The organism is Kibdelosporangium philippinense (genome assembly GCF_021390435.2).
GTDB classification, from domain to species: Bacteria; Actinomycetota; Actinomycetes; order Mycobacteriales; family Pseudonocardiaceae; genus Kibdelosporangium; species Kibdelosporangium philippinense.
Genome location: NZ_JAJVCN010000001.1, coordinates 2753028 through 2775105, shown reverse-complemented (window position 1 = coordinate 2775105; position 22078 = coordinate 2753028). Strand labels below are relative to the sequence as shown.

The 22078-nt window shown below is 65.1% G+C and carries 25 protein-coding genes and 2 pseudogenes; 13 read left to right on the top strand and 14 right to left on the bottom strand.

Annotation, left to right across the window (positions count from 1 at the left end; translation table 11 throughout):
* Positions 1 to 28 precede the first annotated feature (28 nt).
* The 3 genes from LWC34_RS12625 to LWC34_RS12615 form a co-directional block, all read right to left on the bottom strand.
* Positions 29 to 490: a cupin domain-containing protein gene (locus LWC34_RS12625; protein ID WP_233725239.1), complete on the bottom strand. Its 462-nt coding sequence runs from the start codon at positions 488 to 490 to the stop codon at positions 29 to 31.
* Between the two features lie 15 nt (positions 491 to 505).
* The gene (locus tag LWC34_RS12620) at positions 506 to 1048 is read right to left on the bottom strand and encodes a hypothetical protein (protein ID WP_233725238.1); all 543 of its coding nucleotides are present in this window, start codon (positions 1046 to 1048) and stop codon (positions 506 to 508) included.
* A gap of 232 nt (positions 1049 to 1280) precedes the next feature.
* Positions 1281 to 1886, bottom strand: coding sequence for a hypothetical protein (locus LWC34_RS12615; RefSeq protein ID WP_233725237.1), 606 nt, complete (start codon positions 1884 to 1886; stop codon positions 1281 to 1283).
* A 61-nt stretch (positions 1887 to 1947) separates the two neighbouring features.
* Here LWC34_RS12615 and LWC34_RS12610 point away from each other — a divergent pair, with 61 nt between their 5' ends.
* Positions 1948 to 2103, top strand: coding sequence for a hypothetical protein (locus LWC34_RS12610; RefSeq protein WP_233725236.1), 156 nt, complete (start codon positions 1948 to 1950; stop codon positions 2101 to 2103).
* On the opposite strand, the gene LWC34_RS12605 is transcribed toward LWC34_RS12610, so the two are convergent.
* From LWC34_RS12605 to LWC34_RS12595, 3 genes are all read right to left on the bottom strand, one after another.
* Entirely contained in the window at positions 2066 to 2485 is a 420-nt protein-coding gene (locus LWC34_RS12605) for a hypothetical protein (RefSeq protein ID WP_233725235.1), read from the bottom strand. The genes LWC34_RS12610 and LWC34_RS12605 overlap by 38 nt on opposite strands.
* 124 nt (positions 2486 to 2609) lie before the next feature.
* Complete coding sequence (locus LWC34_RS12600) at positions 2610 to 2921, bottom strand: hypothetical protein (protein WP_233725234.1); 312 nt, start codon at positions 2919 to 2921, stop codon at positions 2610 to 2612.
* Between the two features lie 387 nt (positions 2922 to 3308).
* Complete coding sequence (locus LWC34_RS12595) at positions 3309 to 4160, bottom strand: IS5 family transposase (RefSeq protein WP_233722595.1); 852 nt, start codon at positions 4158 to 4160, stop codon at positions 3309 to 3311.
* A 252-nt stretch (positions 4161 to 4412) separates the two neighbouring features.
* Here LWC34_RS12595 and LWC34_RS58010 point away from each other — a divergent pair, with 252 nt between their 5' ends.
* Together LWC34_RS58010 and LWC34_RS12585 are read left to right on the top strand one after the other, a co-directional pair.
* Entirely contained in the window at positions 4413 to 4919 is a 507-nt protein-coding gene (locus LWC34_RS58010) for a response regulator transcription factor (protein WP_233725233.1), read from the top strand.
* 195 nt (positions 4920 to 5114) lie between these two features.
* The gene (locus LWC34_RS12585; RefSeq protein WP_233725232.1) at positions 5115 to 5978 is read left to right on the top strand and encodes a DUF4231 domain-containing protein; all 864 of its coding nucleotides are present in this window, start codon (positions 5115 to 5117) and stop codon (positions 5976 to 5978) included.
* 9 nt (positions 5979 to 5987) lie between these two features.
* On the opposite strand, the gene LWC34_RS12580 is transcribed toward LWC34_RS12585, so the two are convergent.
* From LWC34_RS12580 to LWC34_RS12570, 3 genes are all read right to left on the bottom strand, one after another.
* The gene (locus LWC34_RS12580; RefSeq protein WP_233725231.1) at positions 5988 to 8990 is read right to left on the bottom strand and encodes a toll/interleukin-1 receptor domain-containing protein; all 3003 of its coding nucleotides are present in this window, start codon (positions 8988 to 8990) and stop codon (positions 5988 to 5990) included.
* 72 nt (positions 8991 to 9062) lie between these two features.
* Positions 9063 to 9698 carry a hypothetical protein gene (locus LWC34_RS12575; protein WP_233725230.1) on the bottom strand — a complete coding sequence of 212 codons (636 nt, stop codon included), beginning with the start codon at positions 9696 to 9698 and terminating at the stop codon, positions 9063 to 9065.
* Between the two features lie 78 nt (positions 9699 to 9776).
* Positions 9777 to 10148, bottom strand: a complete 372-nt coding sequence (locus LWC34_RS12570) for a hypothetical protein (protein WP_233725229.1) — start codon at positions 10146 to 10148, stop codon at positions 9777 to 9779.
* Between LWC34_RS12570 and LWC34_RS12565 the strand changes: the two genes are divergently transcribed.
* A complete protein-coding gene (locus LWC34_RS12565; RefSeq protein ID WP_233725228.1) occupies positions 10141 to 10425 on the top strand; it encodes a hypothetical protein in 285 nt (94 codons plus the stop codon). The genes LWC34_RS12570 and LWC34_RS12565 overlap by 8 nt on opposite strands.
* Positions 10426 to 10682: 257 nt before the next feature.
* Here the strand turns inward: LWC34_RS12565 and LWC34_RS12560 are convergent, their stop codons facing one another.
* Positions 10683 to 10901: a hypothetical protein gene (locus LWC34_RS12560; protein ID WP_233725227.1), complete on the bottom strand. Its 219-nt coding sequence runs from the start codon at positions 10899 to 10901 to the stop codon at positions 10683 to 10685.
* Between the two features lie 89 nt (positions 10902 to 10990).
* On the opposite strand from LWC34_RS12560, the gene LWC34_RS12555 reads away from it, so the two are divergent.
* Entirely contained in the window at positions 10991 to 11203 is a 213-nt protein-coding gene (locus LWC34_RS12555) for a hypothetical protein (RefSeq protein WP_233725226.1), read from the top strand.
* Between the two features lie 469 nt (positions 11204 to 11672).
* Here the strand turns inward: LWC34_RS12555 and LWC34_RS12550 are convergent, their stop codons facing one another.
* Entirely contained in the window at positions 11673 to 12296 is a 624-nt protein-coding gene (locus LWC34_RS12550; RefSeq protein ID WP_233725225.1) for a PadR family transcriptional regulator, read from the bottom strand.
* Positions 12297 to 12517: 221 nt separating this feature from the next.
* Here LWC34_RS12550 and LWC34_RS12545 point away from each other — a divergent pair, with 221 nt between their 5' ends.
* Positions 12518 to 13834: an ISL3 family transposase gene (locus LWC34_RS12545; RefSeq protein WP_233725224.1), complete on the top strand. Its 1317-nt coding sequence runs from the start codon at positions 12518 to 12520 to the stop codon at positions 13832 to 13834.
* Positions 13835 to 13849: 15 nt separating this feature from the next.
* On the top strand, positions 13850 to 14302 hold the full coding sequence (locus tag LWC34_RS12540) for a hypothetical protein (protein WP_233725223.1): 453 nt from the start codon (positions 13850 to 13852) through the stop codon (positions 14300 to 14302).
* A 363-nt stretch (positions 14303 to 14665) separates the two neighbouring features.
* Here the strand turns inward: LWC34_RS12540 and LWC34_RS12535 are convergent, their stop codons facing one another.
* Positions 14666 to 15913: an IS701 family transposase gene (locus tag LWC34_RS12535; RefSeq protein ID WP_233726421.1), complete on the bottom strand. Its 1248-nt coding sequence runs from the start codon at positions 15911 to 15913 to the stop codon at positions 14666 to 14668.
* A gap of 1404 nt (positions 15914 to 17317) precedes the next feature.
* Positions 17318 to 17659, bottom strand: a complete 342-nt coding sequence (locus tag LWC34_RS12530) for a hypothetical protein (protein ID WP_233725222.1) — start codon at positions 17657 to 17659, stop codon at positions 17318 to 17320.
* Positions 17660 to 17763: 104 nt separating this feature from the next.
* On the opposite strand from LWC34_RS12530, the gene LWC34_RS12525 reads away from it, so the two are divergent.
* Both LWC34_RS12525 and LWC34_RS12520 read left to right on the top strand, forming a co-directional pair.
* On the top strand, positions 17764 to 18057 hold the full coding sequence (locus LWC34_RS12525; RefSeq protein ID WP_233725221.1) for an AMP-binding enzyme: 294 nt from the start codon (positions 17764 to 17766) through the stop codon (positions 18055 to 18057).
* Between the two features lie 326 nt (positions 18058 to 18383).
* Complete coding sequence (locus tag LWC34_RS12520) at positions 18384 to 19106, top strand: S1 family peptidase (RefSeq protein WP_233725220.1); 723 nt, start codon at positions 18384 to 18386, stop codon at positions 19104 to 19106.
* Between the two features lie 152 nt (positions 19107 to 19258).
* Here the strand turns inward: LWC34_RS12520 and LWC34_RS59395 are convergent.
* Positions 19259 to 19417 (bottom strand): annotated as a pseudogene (locus tag LWC34_RS59395) (hypothetical protein); the annotation flags it as partial.
* A gap of 301 nt (positions 19418 to 19718) precedes the next feature.
* Here LWC34_RS59395 and LWC34_RS12515 point away from each other — a divergent pair.
* The 4 genes and pseudogenes from LWC34_RS12515 (at position 19719) to LWC34_RS12500 (ending at position 22022) form a co-directional block, all read left to right on the top strand.
* The gene (locus tag LWC34_RS12515; protein ID WP_233725219.1) at positions 19719 to 20459 is read left to right on the top strand and encodes a GNAT family N-acetyltransferase; all 741 of its coding nucleotides are present in this window, start codon (positions 19719 to 19721) and stop codon (positions 20457 to 20459) included.
* A 73-nt stretch (positions 20460 to 20532) separates the two neighbouring features.
* Positions 20533 to 21024, top strand: a pseudogene (locus LWC34_RS12510) (winged helix-turn-helix domain-containing protein); the annotation flags it as partial.
* A complete protein-coding gene (locus LWC34_RS12505) occupies positions 20937 to 21614 on the top strand; it encodes an IS630 family transposase (RefSeq protein ID WP_308200086.1) in 678 nt (225 codons plus the stop codon). The pseudogene LWC34_RS12510 and the gene LWC34_RS12505, both read left to right, overlap by 88 nt.
* A gap of 213 nt (positions 21615 to 21827) precedes the next feature.
* Positions 21828 to 22022, top strand: a complete 195-nt coding sequence (locus LWC34_RS12500) for a response regulator transcription factor (protein ID WP_233725217.1) — start codon at positions 21828 to 21830, stop codon at positions 22020 to 22022.
* Positions 22023 to 22078 lie beyond the last annotated feature (56 nt).

Below are 22078 nucleotides of genomic sequence, written 5' to 3'. Positions count from 1 at the left end.
CGCACGACTGTGCTGTCGGAATCCGGATTCACGAAGGGGGATCGTTGGCTTGGAGCGGGTCTCCGGTGTTGGAGACGTAGACGACCAGCAGCTTGGCCCGTTCGGTCATGCTGGGATTCGCGGCGACGACGTGGTGGGCACCCGGCTCTTCGAACCAGTTCTCGCCTTGGTGGTACGTGGTCGCGGGTTTGTCATCGACCTGGCTTCGCACAGCACCTTGCAGGACGTATGCGAACACGAAAGCCCGGCCGTGCCGATGCGGCCCCGCGGCTGCACCTGGCGGGAAGTCCACCACCTGTGACGTGAACGTCTTGCCCTCAGCGTTCGGAAGGGCCTGCTGGAGCAGGATACTAGCCTGGGGCGGCAACGCTGCGGCCGCGCTCGTCGCCGAGGCCGCCACGGGCACGCTCTCGTTGGCAGAGCCACAGGCTGTTGCACCGGCCAATGCGGCAATGGCCAAAAGGCGGCCGACGATCTGAGATCGAACCATTGAGTGCTCCCAGTGTTATCGCGCGGCGGCCAGGTCTTCACGCCCACCGCGCGCGAGCCCGGTGGCACTGCGGGTTGACCCTATTGTTCGCTTCCTGTCGAAGATTCGGTCGACGCTGAGGGCGAACGTGTTTACGGGTGCGAGGGCCAGCAACAGGGCGGCGGCCGCAGCGGCGAACACAGAGCTGCTGAGCGGTGCTTCCCAGTCCAGGAACAGCCCCATCGACAGCGCGAACCCGACCAGCAGCGCCGCAGCGGCACACGCGGACCAGCGCACGAGGACGCCGACCAGCAACGTCAAGCCCAGCACCGATTCCGCAACGGTCGCGCCCCACGCGGCGGCGAGGTGAAGCCCATCCGGCACGTAGGGCGAGAGGGTGTGCGTATAGGCGGTATACGCGGAAAAATCACCCCACCCTACCGACCCGGTGCCCAGCGGACCCCACAAGCCGAACCGATCAGCAACGGCCGAGAGAAACCCGGCGGCCAACGCAAGGCGCGCGAATACCGTCGCGACCGACCACACTCGCTCCCGCTGAGCGACGGCCTGCACAACCATCAGATCTCCCCTTGTAGACGCTTGATGGCTCCAAACCTAGCCCGGTTTCGACTCGGAATCTGGGTCCACTTGGTACCTGGGAACGGGAACCAATCGAGTGGAACGCGTTCACCACGAGCTCGTCGAACGGCTTGCCGAAAGGTGGATCACGGCCCAGCTGTCAACCGGTCGAGCTCATCGACTTCGACTGTCGTCAGTGGACTGTCCACAGCGGACAAAATGTTGTGCGTCCTCAGATTCTTACTGAGCTGGTCGGATGTTGTGGTTCGCGCGGAACAGGTTTTCGGGTCGTACCGGTGTTTGATGTGCGCGAGGACGTCGTAGCGTTCGGGGCCATACAGGGCGCCGAGTCTGGACTGCCAGCACCTGCGGCAAGGAAGGCCCAGCGCGCGCTGCGGCCCGACATCGCGTTCGGTACGGGCGGTTGTTCGACCAGCGCCCCGCCTAGCGCGCGTACTTCCGCCAAGACCAGGGTGCTACCCGAGTCTGGGCCGACGGCAGCCAGCAGCGCATCGGCGGCCTCGGCTGGGAATGAGCTCAAGGCGGTGGTGTGCTCCACCCATGGAAGAGGTTCGGGCGGGTCCATGTGGACGTGTCCGGCATCGCGGTACGGGATTTCGGCGATCGTGTCGAGTACGGTCGGCGCCAGCGCGCGTATCGGCGCGAGTGCGACCTCCGCGTCGGCAGCCGAACAGAGCGACGAAAAGCGCACGTGCACAACGAAAGTGCCCCGCAGGGGCGCCGGAATTTCTGGCAGCGCCTGGCGACGCAGGAACGCGATCGACGAACTCATCTCGACGGGCAGCGATGTGACCCATTCACGCCATGCGTGCAGCACGCGCGCGGCGTGGGCACCAGCAAAGAATAGGCCTCCTCCGTAGAAAGTGCTGTCCGGCGAGATGACCATCGCTGAGGCCGCTCGACAGAACAGGGTCTCCGAGCAGTCGGTGTCGCGGTGGAAGGCCCAGTTCATGGCAGGCGGCCGAAGCCGTGGCCCGTTCCACAGGGGACGACGTGTCACGCGGTCAACCGGGCTGCCAGGACCCCGGCCGTGATCAGCAGACCCAGAGCGACGGCCAGCCAGAAATCGACTCGACGTGGCCGCAAAGCGGGCCTGCGCCACGTCAGCCGAGCACCGTATATCGCCGTGAGGGTGCCGGCGAATCCCATTAGTCCCGTGCTCATCGCCGCGAGCACGGACATCGGGACATACGCCGTGCGCTGGGACGCCCAGATGAAGATCGCGCTGAGCAGTCCGCCGAGGATCGTCAGGCCGGCCAGTCCCTGCAGGCCTTCGAGGAGCGAGTCATGGGCTTCCTGCTCTGGGACTTCGGCGCCATGCGCCAGTTCGGTGAGCGTCCCGCGATACCGGGCCAGTTCCCTGTCGGAGTACCGGCTGAACACAAGGACGGCAAGAGGAAGGACACGGGCGGTCATGACTACACCAGGATCGCCACGACCACCCATGTCTCTCCTCCTTCAGACGCGATCCGACGTTACCGGCAGCCCAGCCGTTGCCCCAGCACATACCCGTAGGCGTACGTACCGACGGCGATCTTGGTCAGCCGCGGGTCGCGGCCGCCTCGATCCCGGGAAGCGAGGTGACCACGCCGAACCAGTCCCCGTGCGACCGACGCGACGTTGACCACGATGGCGATCGGGCGAGTACCGGGACGAACATCGCGGCGACCGACAGCACGACGGCCGCTGTGCTCAGGACGTTGCTGATGGCGGTCGCGTTCTTCGTGATCCAGCCCCAGAGGCTGCGGCCGTCGAGGTCGATCTTGTTGATCGGGTCGCCGCCACGTAGTCGTAGTCGTTCGCTGAGCCACCGTCCACCGGGTCGACGAACACGGACCTGCCCCAGATCCACCGTGCGGACCGATCAAGGCGACGGCGATCGAACGTCCGCTATTGCCGAGTTGAGTATGTTCACCGATGCGCCGTCCTACAGGGTGTACTGCATGGTGCACATCGCCACGTCCTGGCCCGTGCGGCCCTGCCGGTCAGGACCGCGCCCGCCACGTCGTTGACAGGTACTGCTGGATCTCGCGGTGCGGGGACGTCAGCGCGCTGCCCGCCGTGTGCAGGAGGAGCCGTGAACCGGCCCAGTCGAGAAAGGCCACGTAGTTGGTCGGACGAATGCAGCGCGGCGAAGAGGGCTTTGTACTGGAGCGACGGGCAGCCACCACAGACCAGCCAGAAATAGACCCTGCAGGTGAACGCGAACGGCAGCGTGTAAGAGGGCATCTGATCTTAGTTAGGCAAGAATGTCTGCTTTGGGTGGATCGTTTCGCCAGGTTTGGGTGGATTCCCCGGTCAGGGTGCGGCTCATTATGTTAGTCATCGCCCAGTGGACCATCGTGCGCGACCGCTGGGGCAGGGCTTCGTAGTCGCGCGCGAGTCGGCGGTGTTGCATCAGCCAGCCCAGACTGCGCTCCACTACCCACCGCCGGGGCAACACGTGGAATCCCTTGGCAGAAGGGCGTTTGACGACCTCAACCCGGATACCCCGCTGGGCTCCATGACGGATGACTGTGTTGTTGTAGCCACCGTCCACCCATGCCGCCGACACGGTCGGATGCGCAGCGGCGAGATGATCGAGAACCTGTTGCCCGCCAGCGGAATCCTGCACCGACGCCGCGGTCACGATTACCGCCAGCAGCAGGCCGAGCACATCGGTGGCGATGTGCCGTTTGCGGCCCTTGATCTTCTTGCCCGCGTCGATACCCTGACTGGATTCGCTGACATTGCAGGAGGTTTTCACGCTCTGCGAGTCGATGATCGCCGCCGTCGGGGCAGCAGCGCGGCCTTTCGCGACGCGGACTTGGTCACGCAACAGGTCATGCAGCGTTTCCGTTGTGCCATCGGCTTCCCACTTGGCGTAGTAGTCATAAACCGTCTTGCAGGGCGGGAAGTCGTGCGGCAGATACTCCCAGGCGATCCCGGTCCGGCACACGTACAGGATCGCGTTCACGATCTCCCGCAAGTCATGCACGCGCATCACGGTTCCCGGCCCACGCCGGGCAGCACGCCACGCCGTCAGCGTTGGCTCGATCAACGCCCAGCGAGCATCGGACAAGTCGCTGCGGTACGCACGCCGGGACCCCACAAGTTGATCAAGGTATCAGCCGTCACCCGACACAGACATATCGCCCCAACCAAGATCAGATGCCCTCTAAGAAACTGCGGTCAGCCACCCATAGACGGTCGCCATGAACCCGGCGCGAGCGACCGCGATCGGGACCATGATCAGCAATGCCCCGCGCCATGCGCTGGCTCGAGACCGCCGGATCCGAGTACCGGGTGGGTTCCGGCCTGGTTAGGTCTGCTCTCCGGCGAGAACCAGATCCGCGAGCTCGTCGTGGAGGACCACTCGATCACCCAGGACGGCGTGCGAACTGGACTGGAACGCGACGGCAGGGCGACAGTCGTTGCCGAGGCAGCCGACGTGCCAACCGCATGCCGGATGGCCGACCAGGCACGGCCGGACGTCGCCCTCATAGACCTGCGCCTGCGGCCCCACCCCGACGAACGCACCGGACAGGGCGTCAGCCTGATCAGCCACCTACGCCAACGCAGGCCGGAAGTACGCGTTCTCATGCTCTCCCAAGCGGGCCCGGTGCTCCCCGCCGAACTCGCCGCGCACCTGATCGGTGAACTGCACCGGCACGCCCGCCCACTCACGTCCCGAGAGCGCGACGTGCTGCGCTGCCCGGCGAACGGATACGACAACCAGGAGATCGCCATGCAGTTGCACATCGCCGTGCGCACGGTGAACCGTCACCTGGAAAACATTCGGGACAAGCTCGGCCGGACCCGCCGCTGCGACCTGATCCGCATCGCCCACCTGACGCCATGGAACTCCTAGCGCTGACCGGGAACAATTCGCAGGCCACAACCTCACAATCCACACATCAGGCAGCAGCGATCTCGGCGGTGCGGCACGGCTGGTTTAATGTCCGCTACCCCATTAGACGAAAGCACCTCGCAACGACCGGCAACGTGCCAGTATAGGTTTGAATAATCGTGATCAACGTTTGACGTTGGCGCAGAAAGACACCAGATGACCGACGCCGACCTGCCCGGTTTCTTCCACGACGCGGAGAGGGCATCGCTGACCGGCCAGCGGCAAACCATTGTGCTCAGCCGATTGCGGCTGCTCAGCGCAGTGGTCGCCGCCCTCGGTGGCGCGCTCAGCTGGAAATTCGGCAGATACGACGTGTGGGCTTTCGTGTCGCTGGCCGGCTTCCTTGTCGCGTTGTTCGCCGAGATCCTGCTGTGGGCACTGCACCCGGAGCAGAAGTGGAACGCGGGCCGCGCCGTCGCCGAAAGCATCAAGTCGCTCGTGTGGCGGTTCGCTGTCGCGGCTGATCCGTTTCCGTCCACACTGCCGGAAGCCACGCAAAACCTGCGGGACAAGATCACGAATGTGGTCGAAAGCCACGGCAGGAAGCTGGCGTTGTCCAGTGAGAACCCTTCGGTCACGCCGTCGATGATCGAGTTGCGCGGCGCATCGTTCGACGACCGCAAGCAGGCGTACCGCAGGGACCGCGTGCTACTTCAGAAGAACTGGTACGCGGACCGGGCAAATCGCAACGAGAAATGGGCGAAACTGTGGCGCTATCTGTTGATCGGGGGCGAATTCGTCGCCATCGTCCTGGCACTTCTCCGAGCCATGGGCGTCTGGGATGTCGACATCTCCGGTGTGATGGCCGCGGCCGTCGCCGGTGGCGCGGCCTGGCTCGGGCTGAAACAACACGAGAACCTGCACGTCACCTATTCAGCGGCCGCCCGCGACCTGGCGCTGCTGCACGAGAAACTCGCCGACACCGCGGAGGACGAATGGCCCGCAGCGGTGGCGAATACGGAGGAAGCCATCAGCCGCGAGCATTCCGCATGGCTCGCGTCACGCCCCAGCACGACTTGACCGCGACAACTAGCGGCAAGGCGCACGATAGGACACGCCTGGTGCGTATCGCGCCCATTCCTCCGGGCTCAGCGTACGGTTTGTCATGGCACATAAGGCGTGTCGCGGATCTGTGGTGGGGCTGACGTCCCACAGGCGAACCCCGCTGTCGTCACCCACAGTGGCAAGAGACCGCCCGTCCGGGCTGAACGCGACCGCTCGGACTGCCCCGTGATGAGCCAGGTGAGCCGGTGAGATCTGACGCCGGGTAGGAAGGTGCCACAGGCGCACCGAGTCGTCCCCTCCCCCGGTCGCCAGGAGCTCGCCGTTGGGGCTGAAGGCCACCGTGTACACCGGCCCCGTGTGGCCGATCAGCGGCTCACCGATCTGCGTGCCGGTCGAGGTGTCCCACAGCCTTATCGTGCCGTCGTCGCTCGCACTGGCCCAGGTTTTGCCGTCGGGTGCGAACGCGACCGCGCCCACCGGCCCACCGTGTCCCGGAAGCTGTTTCGTGTCGTGCCCGTGCCGCCAGATCTGGACCCGGCCGTCCTGCAGGCCCGCCAGCTGGAGCTGGCCGTCCGGACTCAACGCCGTCGAGTAGGCAGTGTGTCCCCGCAGGCGCTCTCCGGCAGGCACGCGGTCCTTGGAATCCCACAGCAACACCGTGGGCTCGACCTGCATGACGCTCCCGCCGGCGCCGGCCCTGTAGTCCGTGGCGACGGCGAAGGTGCGGCCGTCCTGATGCCGCGCGAGAGACCGAACTGTTTGATGCATGTCGAGCAGCGTGGTGGTTTGCAGGGCTCGGGTATCGACCCTCCACAGGGACAGGATGCCACGTACGTCCTGTTGGGAATTACTGTCCGGTTTCTCCTCGAGCCCGCCGACTGCGAGCGTCGATCCGTCCGCGTTGAACACGACGGACCGCACAGCGGTCGACCAACCGACCGCCAGATCCCCCGTGCGTTCGCGCCGCACCACGTCCCAGAGCAGCACGGCTGGGCCCTCCGCTGACCATGCGCGCTCATTGGTCGGGCCCCACGCGGAGCCTCCGGGGGCTATTGCCGTGACCCCGTCATCGTCAAGAAAGCAAACCTCGCGGCCGCCATCGGAGCACAGGTACACCTCGCTGGCGGCTGACGACTCACGACGGGAATCTCCTGCCGTAGCGAGCGTCCGTCCGTCCGGACTGAACGCGGCGGCGTGCACACGGCCACCGTGACCTGCCAAGGGTGCGGCGTGCACCCGATGGTGCGACATGCTCCACAGTCGCACTGTGCCATCGGCACTGCCTGTTGCCAGCAGCTCACCGTTCGGGCTGAACGCCAACGTGGTCACCGCACCGGTGTGACCACGCAGAGGTTCGCCGACGTATCGCCGCCCAGCTGTGTCCCACAGGTGCACCATTCCGCCATGGCCACCTGCGACGAACAACGCCCCGTCGGGCGAGTACGCCACCGCCGGGATCCTCGTGGCGCTGTCGGGACTGACGTACCCCACGATGGGCTCGCCGAGAGGTTGTTTGGTGGACGCGTCCCAGAATCGCAACGCGTTGTCCCTGCCGACAGTGGCTATGGTCTGGCGGTTCGGAGCGATCGCGATCGCGGGGCCGGTGTTGGAGATGAAGCTGTCGCCATGCGCGGCCACGAACGGGCCGTCTGGTCCGCTGCCGGTGTGCCAGAACGCCAGATTGTCGCCCTCCTGGCTCAAGGTGATGACATGGTCATCATCCGGGCCGAACGCGACGGCAGGTCTGCCACTGACGTACATGCGTGCGAGTGGGTCGATCGGCGCACGGGTGGCGACATCCCACATCTGCATCTCCGGCGGGCCCCACGCGGTGGCCACCAGCCACCGCCCATCAGGGCTGAAAGCGACCCGGTAAGCATTGCTGTCCGGCGAACGGTTGTCCTTGGTCAACTTCGAATCGATCAGACCGGCCGGGTCGACCGGCCGCCGGTCGGCCATGCGCCAGAGCCGGACATCCCCGCCGTCACCGGTCGCCAGGGTGGCGCCGTCCGGGCTGAACGCGATCGAGGCCAGCGGCGTGCGGTGCCCGGTGACCGGCGCGCCTATTCGCGCATGTGTGGCCGAATCCCACACACTCATCGTCTTGTCCGCCGAGCCGACGACCAGTGTCCTGCCGTCCGGGCTGAACGCCAGCGCGCCGACCGGGCCACCGCCGGGAGACAGGACCGCGGCGCCTGGCCTGACGGCCGCGGTGAACTGGGCCGCGCGCGCCTCCGCGGTGGGGCTGATGTCGTACGCGGCGACCGCGAGCAGACGTGCCAGGTCCGGATCTCCGTCGCCGGTGGCCTCGCTGCGCGCCGCCAGCTCGCGGGACAGCGCCGCGTCTCGCTGTTTCTCGGCGTCCGACCGCAGCACCGCCGTGTAGCCGAGCAATCCGGTGACCACCGCCAGTGACAGCGCGAGGAACACCACCGCGAACCGCCTGATCGAGGTGGTTCGCCTGTGCTGCCGGATGTCCTCGCCCTCGATGTCGTCGACCGGTTTGCCGTGGATCGGCGACGCCAGCTCGGCGATGGCCTTGCGGAACACGCTGTGCCGAAGGGAGAACTGCGGATCCTCGTGCGCCGAGCTCAGATCCACCCACTTCGGCTCTGCGGGGAACCAGCCCGCCAGCCGCTTTGGCAGCGCGTCCGTGCGCTGCCAGTCGAAGTCACCGTCACCCCAGGCGATCGTGCCGCTCGTGAGCACGATCAGAAAGCGGTCGTGGGCACGTCCGGTGTCGATCCAGTGCTTGATCTCCCGGTCGACTCCTTGGGACAGAGCGGCCTGGGGTGACGCCAGCAGGATGAGGAATCTGGCCCGGTCCAGCGCCTCGGTGAGCGTGCCCCACACGTCAGAGGAGGCACCCAGGTTGCTCTGGTCGAGGAACACGCGCAGCGCACGCCGCTGATTCCACCGTTTCGTCAGTAAGCGCAATCCCTGCTCGATGCCGCTTGCGAGATGATTGTTGGCACCGTGACTATAAGAGATGAACGCGTCGTACTCAGAAGTACGCGTGTGATCCACGGACGCGGACTCCCCTGACATATGTCCGTTCACGACGGATCACAATACTCAGGAGACCGGACAGATCATCGATCAGCCGGGCCTGTCCAATTCGGCCGCGACAACCGCGACAAAGTCCTCGACCGATACCACCTGAGTTAAATCAGCGGCGGCGATGGCCGCGGCACGGGGATCGTCAACGACGCCAGCGGCCGCCGAGGCGATCACATCAGCTGTTCTGCCGGTGCCCGCGAGCACTATCAGCGGACGTCGTCTCGCAATGCTCTGCTCGGCGTCGACATATGTCACGTCACCGCCGTTGACCAACAACGTCACGGCCGCGTTCGGGCCGGCGAGCACTGAGGCCACCTCGGCGATCCACGGTGACTCATCGCCCCACGATTCGCCCGGCACCAATACGTGTACGTGGTGCGGTTCCAGCGGTGTGTCACCCAATGAACCTTCCGCGGCGACTCCCACGAGCGTGACCCCGTCGCAACTGAACTCGCCGATGGACTGCATGACGCCCGTGTCCGTACCGCCGTCGACCACCGCGGCTCCTCGGCGGACAAGGGCGGGCATCAGGTCACCGAACAGGTCGCGGACCAGATCAAGGTGCCGGGCACTCATCCCGCCCGCCCCACCGACCAGGACGATCACCGGACGTCCCCGGCTCACGCCCAACCGGTCGAGGGCGCCAGGCAGTTCCCCCACGGCGGTTACCCGCACGAGTCGATCATTCCGCGTCACGGCTATCGATTCTGGACTGCCGGACGGCCCACCACCAGTCACCCGGCCGACCAACGCCTACCTGGAATCGCAACCGCGCAGACGTCGTGCAAAATGAGCCGACATGATATCAAGACATCCACTGCGCGGCGGGACCGCTCCCGGAACAAAGCCACTACAAACAAGCCCCATGCGAACTTCATCAAAGCGCACGTTGCCATTGATGTTCGTCGCACTGATCGCGCCTGGATGTGCGACATCGGCCGGACCGGAATCCACCACGCCCACCACCACAGCCACGTCGGCATCCAGCACGACGAACTCGCCGCCGACAACACCGGTGAGCACCTCGCCCCGAACCTCCTTGACCTCAGGGACCCCGCCGCTCTCGGCGGCGAACGGCACCGACGTGAAATCGTGCAGCAACGCGGACTGCGAAATCGTGATCACCGGGGAAGTCACGATTCCGATGGCGCGCAAGTTCGACTGCACCACGTTCATCATGCGCCATGCCGCCCCGCACAAGGTGAGCTTCAGCGTCGACTGCGCCGAAACAGGAGTCGTGAACGGCTATGTCCTCGGTAAGGGCACCATCAGGCTAGCCAATTCCGTCGCCATCGAGATCGACAGGAACGACAGCGCCGGCGCCGTGCTCCATTTCCTGCCAAAGACCGATGATCCGGGAAGGAACAAGGCATCCGGCGAGTTCGGCGCCTCCATCGGCTGACACCGATGACTCGGCGTTGCGAAGCCCTTGGTGTGACTGTCCTCCTGTCGCATGAGGACTGATCACACCAAGGCTTCACTCACGGTCAGTCAGAGACGTGTGCGTCCGCACGGCCACCCGGATTACAAGTCGCGCGTGCTGGAGATCGTGACGGAGGACCGCAAGATCTGGGACGAGGTGCCGGTGCTCAAGTACGTGCTGCACGGCGAGAACCTCTTCCAGGAAGGCATGCAGGAACCCCGCGACCTGCTGGACGGCTATGCGGTGTCCCCGGCCGCAAGCTGCTGGACACCACCCCGATGGAGTGCCACGACATCGCTGAACAGTGGACCGATGAGATGTCCGAGGCCCGCCTGCGCTACATGGACCTCGAGGAGGCCGTGGCGATCCTGGCCACCAACACCGCGGATGAGGTGCTCGCGCACGATCGAGCTGCCGACCGTCAGGTGCCAGATCTCGTCGATTCCCGCCGCCACGGGCGATCTCGCCCGCCGCCGGGTCGAGCCGGTCCCACTTGCGTTCGCTGAGCTCCGCGGCGGGCGCCAGCACTCCTTCGATCACGATTGTGAAGGCCGCGACGGCGCCGACGAAGTCACCTTCGTCGCTGACGGTGCGGAGCACGAACTCCTCGATCGGCGCGAGCACGTCCGCGGTGTATTCGGCGACGGTCTCGTGCCTCGTCGTCGGTTACGACCGGCGTCTGCTGGGTCCGGCGATCACCCTGGAGTATCTCCTGGACATGTTCACCGAGCACCAGATCGAGATCGACCTGCGCTGAGCCGTAGCCCGACCTCTGCCACGTCACCTCGGTCCAGTCTGGCGAAAGCCCGTTCCGCCTGGTGCACCTGGACTTCGGCCGCACACAGATCCTTCCCCGAGGCGAGACCTGCGTGCAGTGCGGACATCCGCTCATGCCGCTGATCGCGCGTACGTAAATTGATCACGCCCCGTGCTCTTCTGCCGACGAGCGGTAGTTCGGGCGCTGTTGCGGCCGGCCATGTGTTACCGAAGGTAAGCGGCTTCTCGGTCGATCCTGCCATGTCAAGGTTCGACCGGATCACCTTGGTTGTCGGGTGGCCGTGGCCCAACACTCACTCGCTGTCAGCGAGCGTCGCCTCGAACTGCGGAATCGCACGACCCAGATTCACCGGCGGACTCGTAGGCGCTGGCAGGTCCTGGCCGTGTTGGCGAGAGAGTCGGCCACGCGGGTCACGCTCGCGGTGCGGGGAGGTCCACCAGTCGCCGCGCTACCAGGGTGTCCGGCCGGCACCCAGTCGGGCCAGCAGGCCGGCGGGGGTGGGGCCGCTGTGGGTATCGGGCCAGTCCCGGACTTGCTGTTCGGCCCAGTCCGCCCACTGCCGGGTCATCTGTGCCAGTCCGACCCGGTATGCCTGGGTCAGGCCGACGATGTGCGTCCGGTCGGGGTAGGGCTCGTCGCCGGTCGTGTAGTCGTGCGTGATCATGGCCGCACCGGCCTGGGTTCGATCGGCCCACGCACGCATCGCCTTGATCGCGCCGAGCAGGTCGTCCTTGTCGCCGAGATCGGAGAACAGGACCTTCATCATCGCGTCGAACTGGAACTGCGGTTCGGCGGCGGGGTCGGACAGCCAGCGGCGCAGCTCCCGACGCCCGGCCGGGGTGATCGAATAACGGGTGCGGCGCCGCCCGCCGTTGGTCTCGGCGGCCGCCGCGGCCAGGCCGTGCGCCACCAGCGCCTTGGGCTCGTTGTAGACCACGCTCTCGGCCGAGGCCCAGAACGTACCGCTGCGCTTGAACTGCTGCACCAATTCGTAGGGCGTGTGCGGGCGCAGTCCGAGCAGACCCAGGATGCCGTAGGACACCGTGGTGAGTTTCTTGGTCCGGCCAGCCAAGTCCGCCTCCTCCCACCTTGCCAGATACTCCGTTTCGGAGTATAGACATACTCTGAAACGGAGTATCTACTGCGAGGTGTCCCATGTCGGCTCTTCGAATTTGACCGGGGTTTGAACTGGTCGTGATGTTGCTGGGGGCAGCCAGTGGCAAGGGCCCGTGACTCTGTGAGTGATCATGTCTGTTGTCGAAGCAGAACGATCACAACAGAAGAGCCACGGGCATGGTCAACGATACGACCCGTCTGCTGGGCCTTGCCGGTCTGGCTGTCGTTCGGGTCGAGGACGCAGTACATGATGGGCCGGTCGTGCACCTGGTTACCGCGGACGAGCAGGCTTGTATCTGCCCGGGATGTGGAGTGCGGGCGAGGCGGGTCAAGGGGTGGGTGACGACCAGCCCGAGAGATCTGCCGGTGGCCGGCCGGCCTGTCGAGCTGCGGTGGTGTAAGCGTCGGTGGCACTGTGACCAGCAGGGATGCGACAGGAAGACGTTCACCGAGGCGATCGGGGAGATTCCGGCTCGAGCCCGGGTGACCACTCGGTTGCGGCAGGCGGCCGGTGCGGCGGTGGCCGATGGTGGGCGCACGATCGTGCAAGCCGCGCGTGATCACGGCCTGTCCTGGCCGGTGGTCTCGGCCGCGTTCACCGCACACGCCACGGCGGTGCTGCCGGACAAGCCGCAACCGGTGGCGGTGCTGGGGATCGACGAGATCCGCCGGGGCCGTCCACAATGGACCTGGAACGACGAACAGCAGTGCTGGGAGATCACGGTGGATCGCTGGCATGTCGGGTTCGTGGACCTGGCGGGCGGGCAGGGGCTGCTCGGGCAGGTCGAGGGCCGCACCAGTGTGGCCGTGCGGGACTGGCTCACCCAGTGGGATGAGGCCTGGCGTCAGGGCGTCCGGGTCGTGGCGATCGATATGTGCACGGTTTTCAAGGCCGCGGCCCGTGCCGCGTTACCGCAGGCCAGGCTGGTCGTGGACCACTTTCATCTCGTGCAGTTGGCCAACCAGGCCCTCACCGAGGTACGTCGCAGGGTCACCCTGCAGGTGCGGGGCAGGCGAGGACGGAAAGGCAACCGCGAATGGGAACTGCGCAACCGGCTGACCCGCTCCGCCGCCCGGATGCACGAGCAGCACCTGGACCCCATGATCGACGATCTTCGCGCGCTGCCCGCGGTAATCGGGACGCCGATCCTGGCCGCGTGGAACGCCAAGGAAGACCTGCTCGATCTGCTTGCCCTGGCCCGCACCCACCCGGACCGGGCCACGATCTGGGCCCGATTGTCCCGGTTCTACGAGCGGTGCGCCGCCTCGGGCCTACCCGAACTGGAGCGTCTGGCCGGCACGGTCTCGGCCTGGTGGCCCGAAATCCTCGCCTTCCTCGACACCGACATCACCAACGCCGGATCCGAAGGCACCAACCGTGTCATCAAAACCGTCGCCCGCGACGCCTACGGTTTCCGCAACCCCGCCAGCCAGCGACTCCGCACCCGTTGCGCCACCACCCGCAAAGCCCGAGGATGCCTCAACCCCGCATAACTTCGAAGAGCCCCCATGTCTCAGACACCACCCACCCCCGCCACCGAGTGCTCTTCCCTGGGCCGATCCGCCCTGATCCTGTCGATGATCGCCGCCGCGGTGTTCGGCCTGCTGGCCGGCTGCGGCGCGGGGTTACGCGGGTTCAGACTCGGCGAACCCGTCCACCTCAGTGAGGCGTTCACCGCCCTGGCCTGGATATCCACCACCCTCGCACCCGCACTGGCCTGGACCTTCGTCGGCCTTGCCGTGCTCGTGGGCGGCATCGCCCTCATCACCCGGGGAATCCGGTCGGGCCCCCGGCCCATCGAGTCCATCCTCAAGGCCGTTCTGGCCATCGCGTTGTACGCACTAGCCCCCGTCGTGCTGCTGTCCATCGGGCCGTTCGCGGTCTGGCTGGTCCTCTGGCTCGAGACGGGGTTCGGCACCTGTGTCCCTCCCACCTGCGAGGCCGTTCCGGCTGTCCCCTGACACGACCGGAACCACGGCAGATCCTGACCAGCCGGGCCCACGTGATCCACAACACCCGGACCGGACGGCTCTCCACGCCCGGCTACCGATCTCCAGTCGAACGTGATCAACGCGAGCGTTCGCCCCAACGGCTTGGAACCGATGCCGCCGCACCGGGCCGGTCCACGGCTTGCCGGGTTGGCCGCAACACCCGCCACCGACCCGGCACGGCATCCGACAACAGCCGGAACCGGCACAACGCATAACTGGGGACACATCCGGCCGACGCACTGTCATGCCGCTGATCGCGCGTACGTAAATCGATCACGCCTCGTGCTCTTTCTGCCGATGACCGGACGCTAATACTCCAGCTGTAGATCGTGATCATGCGGGTTCGTGATCGGATTTTCGCTGGTAATGGGCTTGTTGGGCTCGGTATTGGTGTTCTCGTCGCCAGCGGGACCAGGCCTCGGTGTCCACGGCGGCGCGGGCTGGTTCGACAACGAGTCTGATGTAGAGGCGCCTGATTTCGTTGAGTGTCAACGGGATCAGGCCCTCGACAGTGGCAGCGGCGCGGGTCAGGGCAGTGCTCACGGCGAGGAAGGCGTGGGCGAGCACGGCCAGGGTGGTCCACCGGTACCAGGAGATCCAGGTACGGACTTGGTGCTGGTCCAGGCCGACTTGTCCCTTGGCGGTCTGGAAGGATTCCTCGATGCTCCAGCGGCGTCCGGCCACCCGCACCAACTCGCCCAGCCGGACCCGGGTGGGTGCGTAGCAGCGGTAAAACGCCAGCTCGCGAGTGCGGCGGTTGCGGCGGATCAGCATCCACCGATGCCCCGGCTGATCGTGGTGCTCGGTGTTGAGGTCGATCCATGCCCAGTCGTAGTAGCGGTGTCCTTTCGCGCCCGGTCCGGCCGACAGGCGTTGCCATACCGCGTCGGGAAGGTTCGCGGCGATCTGGTCGATGCGGATCTTGACCCGCCCAGCGGTGATCTGGTGATCACAGGCCACCGCCAACACATAACCCAACCCTTGCTGTTCAAGAAAGGCCCTCAGCTGACCGTCTTTGCCGTAGGCCTCGTCCCCGGTTGCCCACCGCGTCGGCGTCCCCGCATCGATCGCCCGGGTGATCATCTCTCGGGCCAGCACCGATTTCGTGGCAAAGGCCGTGTCCTCGGGCACCCCGGCCCCGGCCCGCCGGGCGGGATCGGCGGCCCATGAGGCGGGCAGATACAACTCCCGGTCGATCAGCGCGTGCCCAGCGTCGCTCGCGTAGACCAGGAACACCGACATCTGACAGTTCTCGATACGGCCCGCGGTCCCGGTGTATTGGCGTTGCACCCCGACCGATTCGGTGCCCTTCTTCAGATCCCCGGTCTCGTCGACCACCAGGATCGCCCCGGGATCAGCCAACGCCTCCAAAACATGGTCCCGAACGTCGTCGCGGACACCATCGGCATCCCACACCGCCCGCGACAGCAAATGCTGCATCCCCGCCGGCGACGCGTCACCGACATGCTCGGCGATGGTCCAACAGTTCTTGTCCGGCAACTCCGCCAGCAATCCCGTCACGAACCGAGCCGCACGACGGCGGGACTCGACCCGGCAGAACCGGCCCGCGACCTGGTCCAGCAACCGCCCCACACTCGCCTGCACGATCCGCAGGTCTACGCTAGCGGCTGCGGCCACCACGCGATCTTGGTATGTCTTCACAAACAATCATGATCAACGTGGTGGCCGCACCCATGTCACCGGGTCCCTCCAGCAACATCACGAACTACAGCTGGAGTACTAAGACGGGCGAAAGTGCACAGCCGGAGACCACATCACATGATCTCCGGCTGTATTACGGGCAACCAGGAAGGCCATATCCGCCTCAGTATCATGGCCCTGATCAGCGAGCCACTCCGACACCGACGGGGTTAATTACCATGTCGTCCAAGGCTCAACGAGCATAGAAACTCCACCGGTAAGGATCCTGGCTGATAAAGCCGCATTTCCAGAGCACAGTGCCACCCTTCTCCACGACGGTGGCCTGTGCGTCGAGACACTCCTTGTATGTGCTGTACGGGCCGTAGAACACTTGGGCCGTCGCAGTAGCGTGCGGTGCGGTAGCGCGCTGCGTTTCCGCAAAAGCCTGGCCCGAAGCACTCACCACGCCAAGCGAAGCCGCCCCAACAAGCCCCGCAACCGCGGCGATGCGCTGCAGGCGTGTCCCAATTACCATTCCAGAACCTTTCCACGGAGACTGTCGATTGCATGGCAAGAGTTGCCAATTAATTAAACAGGCCTAAACTTAATCACGACGATTGCAGCCTGTCAACGCCTTGGTCCAGTCCAGCGGGACACAACTTTTCAGATAGGTCAAACGGACGCCGGATTTCGTCTGGACAGAGCACACACTTATTGAATGATCCATATTCGCTGAATTGAGATCACTTGTTTCCAACAGTTAATTATATTCGTTTGCCGCGTGCCGCATCGTTGTCCTGGACGCGCACAGCGGTGTTCTACACAGCGGTGTTCTCATCGTGCACGACCCGGACCGGGTGGAAACCGAACCATCTTGAGCGGACCGGCTCGGCGGATCAGTTGAGGCGGTCCTGGATGCGACGTCAGCAACTGTACGAGTTCGTGCGTCAGACCGGCTGTTCGCCATAGCCACCCGGCTTTGACGCAGGAGCCTGGACGTCGTGCCGTCCTTCGATCGTCATTTGGCTGTGGCAAGTCTCGGGTTTCGCGGGCGATCCAGGCGCCCTTGGCGAGGATGTGGACGAGAGCGGGCGGGACGTTCGGGTTCGCGACGAAGTCGAAGTCCTCGATGCGTGTCGTGCGAGGGAAACCCGCCTGCTTGACCAGGTGGGCCGGCTTGTGGCCGCCTCCCTGCCGTCAACTCCGGACCCGCGAGCACGGGTTTGAGAGACCGGAAAGGTCAATCCCGATCTGCCGCCAACTGTCCACATGGGACGTGTTGAAAGAGGTGACCCGCGTAGCGGTCGGCTACCGCGGGTGCCGTGACCGTCCCCTGCCAGGAGTTCAGCGGCCGCGCGGAAACTGCAACGGGCCGACTGGGATGTACCGCAGGTAGGTGGGGCTGATCTTCTCAAGGTTGGCCGCCTTACAGGCTTCGAACCGCGCGTCCCTTGGCATCTCAGGGTTATTGCCGACATATTGGGAGAGGTCGATCGCTCTGGAGTTGTACAGGCTGTCGTTCGGCACGGACATCCAGATGCGCATCGAGTCTCGTTCGGAGTCGCGCCCAGTGGCAGTCGCCTTGAGTTCGGTGAACCTGTTCTGGCGGCGTTTCTCGGCGTCCGGCGCCCACATGTACGAGTTGAACTCGCGCAGCTGCTCCGGCGTGACTCCGGCCGGCTTCAACGCCGCGTCGAGGGCGGGTCCACGGTCGTTGTCCTCCGCGTGGATAAAGGTACGATCGCCGCCAGTTCTTCCTTGCTGAAGACGGAATGGTCCATCTGGGACGAGTGGACAACCAGATAAAGATCCGTGGCTACCGGGTGGAACTCGGCGAGATCGAAGCCGCCATCCGCAAGCATCCCGCCGTTGCCGACGTCGTCGTGGTCGCATCCCCGCGCACGGGTGACACGGAACTCGTCGCCCTTTACACCGGCGAGCCGGTCACCACCGGCGAACTGACCCGGTTGCTCCGCGAGCACTTGCCGATCTACATGGTGCCGCATCGATACCAGCATCAAGACTCGTTTCCGCTCAATGTCAACGGAAAGTTCGACCGTCTGGCACTGAGTCGACAAGCGTGAACTGCGTGTGCTGGTCGCGGCCGCGATACGAGGTCGCCGTCGTCACAGACAAACCCCACGGTCTCATGTCGTTCGAATCAAACGCGAGCCGTGGGGCACTGATGTGTCCGAGATCTTGCACACCATTCACCCGTCTTCGCCTACCTGAGCAGCGGCTTGACATGCGGCGATGACCTGTTGAGCGCTACGCCGCCCCTGGCCTGATGTCCAATTCACGACAGAGGCATCCCTTGACACCCGACCGCTGCGACACTGTCTTTCCCGCAAGCGCACGGCTGGTGAATCTTTGTCCGGAGACGGCGTTGGCTGTCGATTGGGAGAGTCCTATGCGCAAGGTCCTCATCGCCGCGTTTGGGACGTGCACGCTCGCGTTCCCGGCGGTAAGCGCGACGGCCGCGAACGCGGCGGAACCCGCTGGCGGCGCCCAGCCGAGCATCATCGGCGGGCACAATGCCACCGAGACGTATTCGTTCATGGTCGCGTTGAGCAACAAGTGCGGTGGCAGCCTGGTCGCGCCCCAATGGATTGTCACAGCCAACCACTGCGGCAATGCGTCGCAGGCGCGGATCGGCTCGACCGACAAGAATTCTGGTGGTGAGGTCAGACAGATCGACCGTCGCGTCACCAAGCCCGGAACCGATCTGGCCCTGATGCACCTGTCCACACCCGCCCGGTCCGCCCCGGTGCGGATGGCGGAGACCAATCCCGCCGCCGGTAGCCCCGTCCGGCTGACCGGCTGGGGGTGCACGAGCTGGCCGAGCTGTTCTACTCCGGTCACATTGCAAGAGATCGACCTGACCGTCCTTCCCAGCAGTCGTTGCATGGCCGGTGGCGGAACCGCCAAGGACGTGTGCGTCTCGGGCGGACGAGGTCAGTCCGCCTGCCACGGCGACTCCGGCGGACCGGCGATCACTGGCACTCGCGCGAACTGGACCCTGGTCGGCGAGGCCAGCGGTCCCGGCGACAACAACGGCGAATGCGCCACCACGACGCTGTACACCGGCATCGCCGCGCACCTGTCCTGGATCCGCCAGCAAACCGGTACGTGAGGGTTTCCATCTCGTCCGCACCCGTCTAATTCGTGGGACTCACCTCTGCCATTCAGTTCACGAGAACCGGAAGAGACCGAACTGAGCAAGCCGTCGACCTCCTCCACGGTGCGGGCACCCGTACCGCGACTTCCAGCGTCCACCTGAACACTCCAGCCATAGCCGGACACCGAAGCCGACAACCGGTAGACGTCAGAGTCCACATAAGAACTGACATCCTCCGGGTGGCCGTTGGTGAACGGACGCACCTGACCAGTGTTACGCAACGGGAACTGGCACGTGCGCGTACGATCCGACCCGGGGCGGTTCATTCCACAGTCCGTTATGCACGGTTGAGACACATCGAATGGGCCGCCTACACTGAGTGGCCCGTTCGTCCTCTATGGATCGACAGGGCCGCATCATCGTGCCTCACAACGCCGATTGGCGCTTTTACGCCAAGGGAAAAGCCACGCTACTCAGGACGATTCACCCCCTCAGGCACATATCAGTACGGCCTGACGTGGCGATTTGAACTACGATTGAGATCCAAAGTAGACAGTAAGGACCGTGATGTCGGATTTCACCGATTCAATCGAATCAATGCAACAGCTCGCCACAGGATGGCGTGCGATGGTACTCGATCGGACACCGGATGCGGACGTGCGAGACCTTCCCGGCATCGCTGTTCGCTGGGCCGACAGCAAGTTCGCGTTCTGGAACTGCATTACGTTCACCGAGGCCGATGCGGAACTCGACCTTGTCACGCGACGGTTGAGCCAGGCAGCAGAGATCATGCGCTCCAAACGTCTTCCAGGCTTCCTATGGCTCTTCGAGGATCTCCTCGAAGACGAGACACGAGCAGCGCTGCCCGCAGCGGCCGAGCGGGCAGGTCTCGATCTCGCCTTTTCGGGCATCGGCATGGCCGGAGACCTGCTCCCCATTCCCGAGCCATCGCACCCTGACCTCACGTTCGTGCGTGTGACGACAGACGAGCAACTGCAGTCCTATGCGGACATCAATTCGCGTGCCTACGGATTCGCGTTGGAGGACGGGCGCGACGGGCTCGTCGGCTCCACGCTGTGGAAGACCGAAGTGCACGCATACCTGGGATTGCGGGACGGGATTCCAGTGACATGCGCAGGGACGGTGGAAACGGATGGTTGTCTATTTGTCGTACTCGTCGCCACTGATCCTCAGTGGGAGCGCAGAGGTTACGGCGAGGCTGTGACACGCAAGTCCCTGTACGAAGCCAATCGGGCGACCGGACTGACACGGGCGACACTGCACGCGACTGCCGCTGGGGCGCCTGTGTATCCGCGTATCGGCTTCAAACCGAACTCTCCGATCCACTTCTACAACTTGAAGGCTTGACTGCGTTAAAGATCTTTCGTAATAGGGTGAGTCGTTGCGGGTGATACGCCTTGCCTGGTAGGACAATCGTGGTATGCCAGAACCGTCACGATCGGCCGGCCAGCGTCGGAAAGCCCGTAGCAGCAAGAAAGTAGCTGCCCGCCGTGATTTTGAGGCGTTGCGAGAACGCCGGATGCGGGCAGCGGAGATGTTCGACCGCGGCAAGCGGCAGGTCGATGTGGTGGTGGAGTTGGGAGTCTCGGCGCAGACCGCCTCACGGTGGCACCGGGCGTGGTCGGCCGGCGGACGGCAGGCATTGGCCGGGGCTGGCCGTGCCGGGCGGCTGCCCAAGCTGACCGACGAGCAGGTGGCCGAGGTGGCCGGCGCGCTGGCGCAGGGACCGAAGGCGAACGGATTCCCGACCGACATGTGGACACTGGCACGGGTGGCCAAGGTCATCGAGAAACTCACCGGGGTGCGGTACTCGCAAACCCAGACCTGGACGATCCTGCGCGAGCGGCTGGGCTGGAGCAGGCAGCGTCCCGCCCGCCGCGCCACCGAACGCGACCAGGAGGCCATCGACAGGTGGGTGAAAAAGGAGTGGCCACGCATAAAAAAAGCGCCCGGCGCCGAAGGGCCTGGATCTGCTTCCAGGACGAGTCCGGATTCTCCCTGCTGCCCGTAGTCCGGGCCACCTGGGCGCCACGCGGCCAGACCCCGGTGCTGACCCACCGGTTCTCCTGGAAACGCCTGTCGATGTCCGGCGCGCTGGCCTACCGGCCCGACCGCAGCGAGGCCGTGTTCGTGTTCGGCATCAAAGAAGGCGCCTACAACACCGCCTCGCTGATCGAGTTCCTCACCGCTCTGCTCGATCACCTTGACCGCCAGAAAGTCACCCTGATCTGGGACGGCCTGCCCGCCCACCGTTCCGCGGCCATGAAGGAATGGCTGGCCACCCAACGACACTGGCTGCGCGTGGAACCGTTGCCCGGCTACGCCCCCGACCTCAACCCGATGGAAATGGTGTGGGGCAACGTCAAAGCCACCGAGCTGGCCAACTTGTGCCCGGACACCATCGACGAGGCCCACACCGCCACCCAGGCCGGCCTGGAACGTGTCGGCAGCAGCTACCAACTGTGCTTCAACTTCCTCGACCATACCGGCCTTTCCCTATGACACAATTCACTCAAATACCGAAAGATCTTTAATGGCATGCACAAGGGCGCCGGATGACTTCGTCGTCGAGCCTGGCGCGGACTGCTGCGATGGCTTCGGCTTGCTGGAGAGGTTCGTCCGGCGAGACTCGACCAGGCCGTCGCGTACGCACTCGGCGAGAAACCCGCGTCCGCCACCTCCGCCGCCACCGCGACGAAAACCGTGGCGAGCCCGTTGACTCCCCGGGAGCAGCAAGTCGCCGAACTGGTCGCGGACGGACTGTCCAACAAGGACATCGCAGCCCAGCTGATGATCGCCCAGCGCACCGCCGAGGCCCACATCGGGCACATCCTGACCAAGCTGGATTTCACCACCCGCGTCCAACTCGCCGCATGGTTCATCGAACAACGAGAAAGCCGGGACCGGTGAACCCCGACACCGGATCACTTCGACCCCACGGTCTCGTTTCGTTCGGATCGAACGTG

Excerpts from the sequence above, each read along its gene's own strand:
- LWC34_RS12585 (WP_233725232.1), top strand. The coding sequence starts at position 5,115 with ATGACCGACGCCGACCTGCCCGGTTTCTTCCACGACGCGGAGAGGGCA.
- LWC34_RS12545 (WP_233725224.1), top strand. The coding sequence starts at position 12,518 with ATGGTCAACGATACGACCCGTCTGCTGGGCCTTGCCGGTCTGGCTGTC.
- LWC34_RS12605 (WP_233725235.1), bottom strand. The coding sequence starts at position 2,485 with ATGACCGCCCGTGTCCTTCCTCTTGCCGTCCTTGTGTTCAGCCGGTAC.
- LWC34_RS12515 (WP_233725219.1), top strand. The coding sequence starts at position 19,719 with ATGGTACTCGATCGGACACCGGATGCGGACGTGCGAGACCTTCCCGGC.
- LWC34_RS12610 (WP_233725236.1), top strand. The coding sequence starts at position 1,948 with ATGACCATCGCTGAGGCCGCTCGACAGAACAGGGTCTCCGAGCAGTCG.
- LWC34_RS12520 (WP_233725220.1), top strand. The coding sequence starts at position 18,384 with ATGCGCAAGGTCCTCATCGCCGCGTTTGGGACGTGCACGCTCGCGTTC.
- LWC34_RS12620 (WP_233725238.1), bottom strand. The coding sequence starts at position 1,048 with ATGGTTGTGCAGGCCGTCGCTCAGCGGGAGCGAGTGTGGTCGGTCGCG.
- LWC34_RS12625 (WP_233725239.1), bottom strand. The coding sequence starts at position 490 with ATGGTTCGATCTCAGATCGTCGGCCGCCTTTTGGCCATTGCCGCATTG.
- LWC34_RS12540 (WP_233725223.1), top strand. The coding sequence starts at position 13,850 with ATGTCTCAGACACCACCCACCCCCGCCACCGAGTGCTCTTCCCTGGGC.